At 40.9% G+C, this 12,071-nt stretch carries 9 protein-coding genes; 1 reads left to right on the top strand and 8 read right to left on the bottom strand.

The features are described from left to right. Positions 1 to 10: 10 nt before the first annotated feature. The 6 genes from CD33_RS12445 to kduI form a co-directional block, all read right to left on the bottom strand. On the bottom strand, positions 11 to 1,012 hold the full coding sequence (locus tag CD33_RS12445; protein WP_036201212.1) for a zinc-dependent alcohol dehydrogenase: 1,002 nt from the start codon (positions 1,010 to 1,012) through the stop codon (positions 11 to 13). Between the two features lie 93 nt (positions 1,013 to 1,105). Continuing rightward, on the bottom strand, positions 1,106 to 2,410 hold the full coding sequence (locus tag CD33_RS12450; RefSeq protein WP_198135545.1) for a TRAP transporter large permease: 1,305 nt from the start codon (positions 2,408 to 2,410) through the stop codon (positions 1,106 to 1,108). A gap of 26 nt (positions 2,411 to 2,436) precedes the next feature. Then, positions 2,437 to 2,922 (bottom strand): TRAP transporter small permease, encoded by a 486-nt coding sequence (locus CD33_RS12455; RefSeq protein WP_036201216.1) that lies wholly within the window; start codon positions 2,920 to 2,922, stop codon positions 2,437 to 2,439. 16 nt (positions 2,923 to 2,938) lie between these two features. Next, complete coding sequence (locus CD33_RS12460) at positions 2,939 to 3,973, bottom strand: TRAP transporter substrate-binding protein (protein WP_036201219.1); 1,035 nt, start codon at positions 3,971 to 3,973, stop codon at positions 2,939 to 2,941. A 21-nt stretch (positions 3,974 to 3,994) separates the two neighbouring features. Then, a complete protein-coding gene (locus CD33_RS12465; RefSeq protein ID WP_036201220.1) occupies positions 3,995 to 4,951 on the bottom strand; it encodes a C-terminal binding protein in 957 nt (318 codons plus the stop codon). 20 nt (positions 4,952 to 4,971) lie between these two features. Beyond that, on the bottom strand, positions 4,972 to 5,802 hold the full coding sequence (kduI, locus tag CD33_RS12470; RefSeq protein ID WP_036201289.1) for a 5-dehydro-4-deoxy-D-glucuronate isomerase: 831 nt from the start codon (positions 5,800 to 5,802) through the stop codon (positions 4,972 to 4,974). Positions 5,803 to 6,045: 243 nt separating this feature from the next. On the opposite strand from kduI, the gene CD33_RS12475 reads away from it, so the two are divergent. Continuing rightward, a complete protein-coding gene (locus CD33_RS12475; protein WP_036201221.1) occupies positions 6,046 to 6,807 on the top strand; it encodes an IclR family transcriptional regulator in 762 nt (253 codons plus the stop codon). A gap of 91 nt (positions 6,808 to 6,898) precedes the next feature. Here the strand turns inward: CD33_RS12475 and CD33_RS12480 are convergent, their stop codons facing one another. Together CD33_RS12480 and CD33_RS12485 are read right to left on the bottom strand one after the other, a co-directional pair. After that, a complete protein-coding gene (locus CD33_RS12480; RefSeq protein WP_036201222.1) occupies positions 6,899 to 8,611 on the bottom strand; it encodes a methyl-accepting chemotaxis protein in 1,713 nt (570 codons plus the stop codon). Positions 8,612 to 8,852: 241 nt separating this feature from the next. Continuing rightward, positions 8,853 to 11,918, bottom strand: coding sequence for a hybrid sensor histidine kinase/response regulator (locus CD33_RS12485; RefSeq protein WP_036201223.1), 3,066 nt, complete (start codon positions 11,916 to 11,918; stop codon positions 8,853 to 8,855). Positions 11,919 to 12,071 lie beyond the last annotated feature (153 nt).

The following is a 12,071-nucleotide window of genomic DNA, read 5'->3' on the forward strand; positions in this document are numbered from 1 at the left end:
GAATTCCCTCCTAAAACGCGTACAATACTTTAATGGCATTCGTTGGTGTTGTCAGTAATTCGAAACCATCCATGGCTTCTTCGGGCCTTAAAACATGGGTAATAATTTCAGAGAACTGTGGAACCTTTTTTAGTAAATCCAGTGCCAATTCGATATCTCGTTTTGTATAAACCCGAACGAATTGGACCGACAATTCTTTGAACATCCCTTGAATTAAATTCATTTCGGTCGGTTTTTTATAAGCTGCCACCACAACAATGGTCCCCTGAACCTTGACGACTTCTGTTGCTTCTTTGATGACAGCCGGGTGACCCGCACAGTCGAATACATAATCCACTCCGGCGTTCCCTGTCATTTCCGCCAACTTTTCCACGACATTATCTTTCAAGGAATGCAGTGTTTGGAAACCTAATTCACCGGCTTTTTGAAGTCGGTGTTCATTTGCCTCAATGACAATTACTTCCGATGCTCCGTAAGCTCTTAATGTCAAAGCTACACATAAACCGATTGTTCCCGCACCATACACCACCGCGCGATCCCCCACCAAAAACTTTGCCGTTCTGACGGCATGCACAGCTACGGCTATAGGCTCCGAAAGTGCGCCAAGTTCAAGTGAAACGCTTTGCGGCAATGGAATGACTTTATCTTCTTTGACGGCAACATATTCTGCCATGCCACCATCAACATCAATCCCCACCAATTTCAAATCCTCGCATACGTGGGATTGCCCCGTGCTGCATGGAATACATGTACCGCAGCTAATCAAAGGATTGACTGTCACTTTTGTGCCCACTGGGTATTTCGGATGCTCGCTTTCTATCGTTGCGGAAAATTCATGTCCGAGAATAAGGGGAGCTTGTGCCCTGGGGTGTGTACCCGCGAAAATATTCAGATCTGTTCCACAAATCCCCGCGAAAGCATTTTTTAGTAGCACATATCCTTTTGGCACAACTGGTCTATCTACTTCTCTACATTCAACTGTGTTAGGCGCAGTGTAAACAATTGCTCTCACGCTCTTTGTCCTCCTTTTATGGATTTGGCACTCATATGACTAGAAAAGCGACCAAAAGTACCTTTACTGAATACCTTTGGACGCCTCTTTTTGCTATTTAATAAGTCCAAATACCTTTGGTAACCATAGTGAAAGTTCCGGAATATACGTGACAATCAAAAGGACCACGATTGTTACGGCAAAAAATGGTATCAATGGGCGTATGACTTGCTCGATTTTCAATTTTGCTACCCGCGCTCCTACAAATAGGACAGGTCCTACCGGCGGAGTAATCGTACCAATACTTAAGTTGAAAACAACCATGATTCCGAAATGTACCGGATCCATGCCGAACTGTGTAACGATCGGCAAGAAAATAGGAGTGAAAATTAAAATAGCCGGTGTTGGATCCATGAATGTTCCAACGATTAAAAGAACGATATTCATGATGATCAAAATAACAATCATACTATCCGTGAACCCTAGTAGCGTGTCGGCAATCAATCTAGGGATACCTGTAAATGACATCACCCATGACATAATTGTCGAAACACCGATCAAGAAAATTACGATGGCCGTTGTACGAGTGGATTCCATCAATATTCTTGGCAAATCTTTGATTTTGATCGTTTTATAGATAAAGGATAGTAATAGTGCATAGACTACGGCAATGGCCGAGCCCTCCGTAGCGGTAAAGGCACCGTAAATGATCCCGCCAATCACGATGATGATCAGTAATAGTGATGGTATCGCATCGATAAAAACTTTTAATGCTACCTTGAACGGAACTTTTTCATTACTTTTATAACCTCTTCGCTTCGCTATTACGTAAGCAGCAATCATACAAGCGATTCCCCATAAAATCCCCGGTATGTATCCTGCCATGAATAATGCCGCAATCGATGTACCACCACTTACTAGTGAAAATACAATCAGTGTGTTACTCGGAGGGATCAACATGCCTGTTGGTGCAGATGCGATATTGACAGCCGCACTAAACGCACGATCATAACCCTCTTTTTCCTGCATAGGGGCCATTGTCGAGCCAACTGCAGCTGCTGCTGCAACCCCTGATCCAGAGATGGAACCAAACATCATATTGGCCAATACATTCGTTTGCGCCAATGATCCGGGCATGCGTCCAGATATGACTTTCGCGCAATTAACCAACCTCATGGCTATCCCGCCGTTATTCATAATGACCCCGGCCAATATGAAGAAAGGAATGGCCAACAGCGTAAATGAGTTCATTCCTGTAAACATTCGTTGTGCCGAAGTTTGAAGTGCATTTGCCGGATCCAGCATCGAAAACATCGCAAGCATTGATGCAATTCCGACACTAATACTGATCGGTGCACCGATTATGAGAAAAAATGCTACCCCTGCAAATAAAATTAAACCTGCTATCCCTGCTGACATCATCTGTCATACCTCCCCTCTCGCCATTACATAATTTCTAGTGGTTTTTTATTTTTTACGATAGTATAAATATTGTAAAGGCAATAGAATATGATGATTACCCCACAAATCGGCATTACAGAGTATAAGTAACCAACTGGTATGTGTAATGCTGCGGACATTTGCGTCCATGCCAATTTAGTAATTGTTAAGCCACCAGAAAGTAATACAAGAGCTGAGAAAACGATAATGCTTAGTTCAATAAAAATTTGGACTGCCATTTTGAATTTTTTCGGCAAAGCATCCTGGATGAACTCGATACGCATATGCCCATTTTCCCCAAATACATAAGCCGCTCCAAAAAGCACCAACCAGACAAAACAATATTTTGCCAACTCCTCAGAGAAAGTACTCGGGTTGTTCAAGATAAACCGTGTGAAAACTTGCCATGTAACAAGGAGAACTAATGCGCCGAATAATCCGACGCATATCATTGATAAAATCTTATCAAGCCATTTTTTGACTGTTTCCATCTGAAATCACCACCACTTATTTTGCTGCTTCGCGAACTTTTTCATATAACGCTTTTGCACTTTCAGAAGCCAACTTTTCCTCAACAACTGATTCAGTAGCTTGACGGAACAGTTCAACATCTACTTCATTGAATTTTGCACCAGCTGCTTCAGCGTCGGCAATCGCTTTTTGCACGTCTTCTTCCCACATTTCAACTTCACGTTCAATTGCAACTGCTAGTTCTTCTTTAAAGATTTCTTGGTGTTCTTCACTCATACCATCAAATAAAGTTGAGTTGATCAGCAAGTAGTCCGGGAACATTAAGTGTTTCGTGTAAGAATAGTAAGGCGCAATTTCAGCATGTTTAAGGTTGGAATAAATAAGCTCGTTATTTTCCCCTCCATCAATTACTCCTGATTGAATTGCTGTATACACTTCACCTTGGCCCATCGGTGTACCTGTCCCACCCATTTGTTCCATCATTTTAATATTTGTATCCGACTCAATAATACGAATCTTCAATCCTTTTAAATCTTCCGGAGTATTGATAGGTTTTTCACTGTTGTAAACGTTACGGACTCCCGAGTGGAAAGCCCCAGTTATAAATAACCCTTGATCCTTCAATGAAGAATATAAATCCCCCACTACCTCCTGGTCATTCAATACGGACATTTGATGTTCCGCCGATTCAAAAACATATGGCAAATTAAATACTGCAAAGTCTTCATTGAAGTTTTCCAATAAGCTTCCCGCAACAATTGACATCTGGATTGTGCCGGATTGTACTAATTCGATTGTTTCGCGTTGTGCACCCAACAATTCATTTGGGAAAATCTCGATTTCATATGCCCCATTTGTACGTTCTTTAAATTTTTCGCCAAACTCTTCCAACGCTTTATATTGCGGATGATTCTCCGGTTGGTTGAACGCCACTTTCAATACTTGCGTTTCACCGCTTGAAGTTCCCCCAGCGTCAGTAGCGCCTGATTCCCCCCCGCCACAAGCTGCCAAAATAGTTAGTGCTAATCCGATAACCCCTAAAAACAATAATTGTTTGAATGATTTTTTCATCTTGGTCCCCCCAAAATAGAGTTATATTTTATTAACAGGATAATGAAGCTCTTCATTCTTCACATATCTCACTGCTTCTTCCGCAACTTTTCTTTTCAATTCCTGTGCTGCTTGCTCCGAATACCAGGCCATATGCGGTGTACAAATGAATTGCTCCAACTCGAGCAATGGAGAGTGTGAATCAATCGGCTCTTTCACCGCCACATCCAAAGCTGCCCCCGCGATTTTTTTGGAACGGAGTGCTTCATATAAAGCCTCCTCATCGACAATGCCACCCCGGGAGACATTGATCAAATAGCTAGTGGACTTCATCTTTTCAAGCACATCCGCATCAATTAAATTCATTGCCTGATCGGATGGGCAGTGTATGGAAACAACATCAGCCTGCGCAATAAGTTGCTCAAACTCTACAAATTCAATAAACGATAAAGTAGAATCGTGTTTTTTCTGCTCCGATGAAATATCGTAGGCGATGACTTTACAGCCCAGTGCATGCACTTTTTTCGCAAATTCCGCACCGATGCGTCCCACGCCTACAATCCCGACGATTTGTTCGCTATGGCGGAATATTGGGATACTTGCTTGATAATCCCATTGCCCCGCTTTTACAAGCCGCTCCATTTTCGAAATCTTCCTTGTAAGCGCTAGCATTAATGCCAAAGCATGATCTGCAACTTCATGCGTGCCATAATCGGGAACATTGCAAATCTGGACCCCATATTTTGTTGCTGCAGATAGGTCGATATTATTCACCCCTACACCATAACGGACGATCAATTTCAAGTTCGGCAATTTTGCAAAAACCTTTTCAGTGAATGGTGCATACTGATTTACAATGACCACCGCTTCTTGGCAATTGTGGATTAGATCCTCTTCCGTTTGATTTTGTTGTTGTTCAAACAAAACCTGATTTTCCAAGAAAATGCGTTGTTCAATCTCAATATCAGCGTGGTCACAGTCGGAAATAATTACTTTCATTTGTCATCACCCATCCAATGCTATTTCAAATCTTTCATTGCTACGTGATCCATATCATCAAAATCCAAGTTCTCTCCGCACATTCCCCAAATGAACGTATAATTTTTTGTGCCGATGCCGGAGTGAATGGACCAACTTGGCGACAATACCGCTTGCTCATTCGCCATTACAATATGGCGGGTTTCATTTGGCTGCCCCATCAAGTGGAATACTCGTGTATCTTCTTCCATATCGAAATAGAAATAGACTTCCATACGGCGTTCATGTGTATGGCATGGCATCGTATTCCAACCGCTGCCTTCTTCAAGTACAGTCATGCCCATACTTAATTGGCAAGTTTCCAATACATCAGGGTGTATGTATTGATTGATGACACGTTTATTCATGTTGCCGTCAGTTCCCATTGGTCGTTTAATCGCTTTTTCTTGATCAATTTTGACTGTCGGGTATTTCGCATGTGCCGGACAGCAATTAATGTAAAATTTTGCTGGATTATTAGAATCAACGGATTCAAAATACAGCTCTTCCGTCCCTCTACCAATATATAAAGCTTCTTTATTACCGATGTCGTACGTATCTCCATCGCAAACAATACGTCCAGGGCCGCCAACGTTGATCACGCCCATCTCGCGTCGCTCCAAAAAGTATTTTGCAGCCAATTCTTTCCCGGCATCCAACGTAACTTTTTGATCAATCGGATAAATCCCGCCATAAATAATGCGATCTACATGGCTATAGCTCAATGTGCCTGCATTTTCTACGAACAGTTTTTCCATCAAAAACTCTTCTCTTAATTTTTCAGTTGTGTAATGTTTCACATCTTCAGGATGGTGTGCATAAATAATTTTCATCATTTTTTTCCTCCTTTTATCAAGAAAGCGCTATCAGAAAGCATATTGTTCCACATCGTAGAACTCAGTTCCAATTTATAAATAATTATATGTGCAAAAATTTGCAATTACAAGAAGAAATTAATTTTTCTGCAAATTGTAATAACAGTTATTAACTTTTTGAGATATCATTTACAAATCAATAGTTTTTCGAATATGATTGATAAAGGCTACGAATTTTTTAGAAATGGTGGAGAAATAAAAATGGCAACTGTACAATCTATTGAACGTGCTTTTATGATATTAGAATATTTATCTGAGCACCCAAACGGTATGCAGATCACAAAACTGGCAACTGAAACTAAATTATCGAAAAGTACTGTTCATCGATTACTTTCCACTCTGATTGAGTTGCAATATGTCCGGAAAGACAGTGAAACCGACCGCTACTATCTGAGTTACCGCACGTTGTATCTAACCCGGAATATTTTAAGCAACTCCAGTTTGATCACAGTGGCAAGACCATTATTGGAAAACTTGGTGAAGGAAATTAACGAAACAGTGCATTTATGTGTGGAAGAAAATGAAGAAGTCGTATATGTCGACAAAATCGAAAGCAATCAAACAATCCGCATGTATTCACGCATCGGCAGCCGTGCACCGATGTATTGTACAGGTGTCGGGAAAATGATGTTATCAGGAAAAGACGAACATACACTGAATGAAATCATCTCAAGAATTCGTTTTACCAAACGCACAAACTACACCATTTTAACGCCCACCGATTTACTTCATGAAATTTCAAATATACGAAAAAACGGCTATTCGCTCGACAATATAGAAAACGAAGAAGGGATCCGCTGCATCGCTGCACCGATTTATGATTTCAGCGGAAAAATCATCGCTAGCTTTAGCATTTCCGGTCCAAGTACGAGAGTAACGATGGACAGAATAGAGAACGAATTGGCAAAGAAAATATTAAATACATCAAGAGCAATCTCCTCCCGGCTTGGGTATGTACAATAAGATTGGCCGAGGCAAAATCCCAATAGCAAAAAATAAGGATATTACGCAAGAGGCAGACCTCTGACGCAATATCCTTTTTGATATCGTTTTGTTAAATTTTAAATTGGCGGATAAGTGTTTGAAGGTCTTCAGCAAGACTCGCCAATGCTTGAGAAGAAGAAGTAATTTCTTCCATGGAAGCCAGTTGCTCCTCTGTTGCCGCCGTCACCGATTGCGTACCGGCAGCAGTTTCAGTTGCCACTTCACTTACCTCTGAAATCGAGTGATTTACTTCATTCGTACTTGTCAACAGCTTCTCGACATTTCCTTTAATACCCTCGATTTGTGGGACAGCTTTGGAAATCACGGATTCAATTTCACCGAATGTATCACCGGCTAAATGAACGACCGTCATCCCTTGTTCAACTTCCCCAGTTGCATCTTCAACCATCTTCATCGTCTGGTCTGTATCCTGTTGGATCGCTGCAACGAGCTGAGAGATTTGTCGTGCCGAAGTAGCCGATTCCTCGGCAAGTTTACGAACCTCGTCCGCTACAACCGCAAACCCTTTCCCCGATTCCCCTGCCCTTGCCGCTTCAATTGCTGCATTCAGTGCCAGCAGATTTGTCTGCGCCGCAATATTGGTAATTACTTCGATGATTTGTCCGATTTCCCTTGAGCGGGTAGAAAGTTCCGCAAAGGAAACGACCAACGATCGGACCGTCTTATCGATAAACTGCATCTGATTATTTACTTCGTTGATGACTTTTCTTCCTTCGCCAGAGAGTCTTGATGCTTCATTTACGGTATGCGATACAATTTCGGTATTATTCATCACTTCTTGAGTTTCATGATCAATCTGTCCAATCAGGTTCGTGCTATCTTTAATGATTTCGACTTGATTGTCCGCCCCTACAACAAGTTCCTGGGTTGTTTGTGAAATATGCTCACTGGCACTTGTGCTTTGTTCAGCACTGGCACTCAGCTCCTCGGAAGCCGCCGCAACCTGTTCGGAAGTGCTTCCGACAGTACGGATAACATTATTGACTCCTTCAACCATTTTATTGAAGGAGGCATTTAACATACCAATCTCGTCTTTCGATTGGTAGTCTCCTTTTACGGTAAAGTCACCGTTTTCCACTAGACCTAATAATTCTTGTATGTTTCTTAGAGGCTTGGTAATGAATCGCGCAATGACCAAACCTACTGTGATCGTAATGATTATTGCCAACGCGATTGTGACAATTACGGAATTAGTTGCCTTTTCCGTCGTTTCAATCACTTCACCAAAAACTCGCTCGGAGCTCTGCATATTGGATTCTTCCAGTTCTGTAAGCAGTTCATTGATTTCAACCCGTATAGGCTCCAATTCATTTTGGAACAACTGGTAGGCTTCCGCATTTTTATTTTCCATGGCTAATTCTCTTACTTTTTTCCGAAGAACATTTTGCTCCATATCCAATGTGATGAGTGTATCAAGCTGTTTCTCCACTTCACTTGGCAACTGCATTGATTCCAATGTTTGTGAATAAGTGATCGTTTCATCGATGTTTACGTCAAGACGTTCATTAAGATATTTGTTTCGGTCATGGTCTTCCGTTAACAACATCTCCAATAAATACGCATTTACGGCACGGTTGTTAACGCTGATTCCGCTGAGCATTAAACTCGGTTTTAATTGCTTATTATATAAAGTATCGGCACTTTTTCTTCCTTCCGAAAGGCTGCTTATACTTACAAACCCTAATAACAGCAGCGCAATGGTAAAAATGGATATCAGTAAAATCAGTTTTTGTCTTACCTTTAAGTTTCTTATCAACTTCATTCTCTCTTCTCCTCATATGTTTCCTGATATCTCTCTATGTGCCCGAAACTACAAGTTTAGCCATAAAAAGTTACCTGCTAATAATTTCGGTCAGTATTTAAATTACTTTAGTATTTTTTTGATAAAAGTAGTATTTACATTACTTCTTATAATTGGATATACTTGCCTAATAGTTTAAGTGCATTTTAGATAAAAAAAAACAGCTCCTTGGCTTGACCAAGGGGCTGCTTCTATATTTATATCATTCTTTCGATCCAGGCAGTAGGATTGTAATTTTTGTTCCAATTCCTTCTTCACTCTCAAGTTCGAAGGAAGCTCTTTTTATCAATTTGAGTTTCCTGAAAGGATTCGTAAATCCTACCCGTGAATTTTTGCCATTCAGCAAGTCTGACTGTTTCTCCTTCGAAATCCCAATACCATCATCCTCAATGACGATTCGAACCATTCCCTGCATTTTGCTTACAGCAAGTTTGATTGTTCCCCCGGCTGCTTTCTTGCCAATTCCATGTTGGACGGCATTTTCGATCAATGGCTGAATAGTCATTAATGGAATAATGGCATCTGCTGTTTCGTCGAAATCATAAATAACTTCCAGCCTGTCACCAAAGCGCATTTTTTCGATTTTCAAATAAGCTTGAACAAGTTCCAATTCATCCTCCAGCGGAACCAGTGACTGATAACTATTGAAATCAAGTTTTGCACGAAAATAAGTAGCTAAATATGTAAGTGCCTCTCGCGTCATTTTTGAATCCAAATAAGTTAGTCCGATAATTGTTTGCAATGTATTATAGAGAAAATGAGGTTTGATTTGCGAATAATACATCGTCAGTTCATCCACCAGCGAGTCTTTGGAAGTTTGCCTCATCGACAGCAGAAACTCGATACGCACCTTTAATTCATCCAGCATCACGGGCTTTTGCAAGAATTCATTTGCACCGATTTGGAAAGAAGAAATCATATCGGATAGTTGTCCGGCAGCAGTTAGTACAATCACAGGTAGATCAAACAAGTCAAACTTCTCCCTCAACGCCTTGGACACTTCGAACCCGTTCATATTGGGCATCATTAAATCTAGGATCACTAAATCAATTTCCTTATCGTTCAGTACCTCCAGAGCCGCTTCCCCGTTATCCACCGCAATGACGGTATAACCCAATGAAGCAATCATGTCCTGTAAAACGAACAAATTGGGATGTTCGTCATCCACTATTAAAATCGTCTGTTCTTTATTACCCTCTACTATTTTTGGAAATTCATACTCTATTTGTTTATCAATAACCGGTACAAGTTGAAACGGGCTTGAACCTTGAGCAATGAGACCTTTTTCTTCATGTCGGGCCTCTCCTTCTGCCAATGGAAGTGTAAAAGTAAAGCACGTCCCTACTCCATAGGTTGAAGAAACAGCAATGTCCCCTCCCGAAAGTTCCACCAACTCTTTTGCGATGCTTAAGCCCAATCCCAGACCTTTGCTTTTAGTTTCATAGCTCGTATCAACCTGATAGAAAGATGCAAAGATTCGGCTTAAATGTTCTTCTTCGATTCCAATCCCGGTATCTGATACCGAAATATACATCTTATTCTCTTTTACTTTTGCTTCAACCGTAATTTCTCCAACTTTTGTATATTTAATGCTATTATGAATGAGATTCAACAATATTTGCTTAAGCCTGTTTTCATCTACATACACCTTCGGCAAGGAGGCTTCCGTCCGATTGATCAACCTTACAGATTGTGGATTTGGAAGTAAATAAGACATCTCCGCAATAATATCCCCCACGACCTGAAGGGATGTAGGTGCAGGAGAGTGGCTTACTTCCCCTTTTTTAATATTGCCCGCATCAAGAAGGCTTTCGACCATGCTGGCCAAGCGTCTTCCAACATTGTGAATGAGATGCATGCTTTCTTGTTGCTCCCCCTTCAGCGGTCCAGTTCGTCCTTCCAGAATGGAGCTGGTCAAATTCAATATCAAATGAAGAGGTGTCCTTAGTTCATGTGAAGTCTTCACAAGAAATTCATCCTTGACGGAATCGAAATGGATGAGCTCCTTCGTCAGTTCATCTACCCTTTTAAACGCTTGCTGGGACCGGTAACTTATCAAGGTAGATAAGCTGATGGCCGTAACTAAAAATAAAAAGACTGGCGCCCATCCAAACTCCACATTGAATAAGAAATTGAGTCCCAGCAATAGGCTATAGCAAACAAATGAAACAACAACGTGGATAATATACAGCATGCCTTCCATCTTGTTCATAAACGCTCTGATGAGAATAAACAAAATATAAAGATAGACAAGTGCCAAAATAATCACGATATAAACTGCAATGTTGGCAATCGGGAATATACTCGACAGATCAATGACTTGAGTGGGACCCAATAGAATGGCCTGCATGAATAGCAGCAGGCAGAGCGTCGCCACTATCTTCTTATTGGCATAGGGTTTAAAAAAGTGATACATGAACAATAAAAAGAACAATACGGAAAGATGGATTGCCATCAACTGCAGTTGCAGCAACAGGTTTTGCCCAATCATCGGCAGTACCGAGATCAATAGTCTTTCATTAATGGCTGATATGTAAAAGCCTTGCAGCAAACAGAAAATGCTGAAATATAATTCATACAGATTTTTGCGCTGTTGCATATAGGTCACGAAGTACATGATGGCAAGTAAAAGGTAGCCGGAAAACACTATAGTATCCAGCATCTTATATAAATCCCTATCCTCCAGGACATTTTCTGTCGGGCCCAATTTAATGGGACGTGTAATCCCTCCCGTTACTACTTTAAAACTGGAAACATGTATCACCAACTCAAGCTGCTTTGAACTGCTGCTGAAAAAAGTGTTGTATCCGGAATTATTGAATTCACTCTTCCTATCAGTGACATTTCCCGTGCTTCCTATGATACTCCCATTCATATATATCTTGCTCGCGTAACCAATCATTCCCACCCTCAAGCCAAAGTCCCCTTCAGAAGGGAGATTGATGTTGAGTCGGTAGGTGCCGTACGCTTTTTCCTTTGTTACAAACTCGTCCCATTTTCCCGGGACTTGAATCAGTTGCTTTTCATCACGGTAAGCATCAAAACGGGAAGAATCTTTACCGGGTTCAATGAAAATACCCGGGTAAAATTCCCACTCCCCATCCAATTGAACAAGCTCTTGTTCATCAAAATTCACATCTTCTAAATCTAATGATCCATCCTTGGCCAGAGGCTGTCCGGAATCATTCCCATAATACACTCGCATTGCATAAAAAACTGTAAACAAAACAAGCAAAATGGAGAAAAGCAGCGTTAATATTCTTTTCATTTATACACCTTCATTATTTTTATCTTTTAAACCGATATGATGGGGATTCACATAGTTTTGATATATTTCTTGACGCTAGATTAAATGTCCTACACATCCAGGTGACAATATTACTAATTGTAGAAGAAACACTCTTTATTGACGAATTTAAGT

The sequence above is a fragment of the Ureibacillus sinduriensis BLB-1 = JCM 15800 genome, assembly GCF_000772955.1.
Lineage (GTDB): Bacteria > Bacillota > Bacilli > Bacillales_A > Planococcaceae > Ureibacillus > Ureibacillus sinduriensis.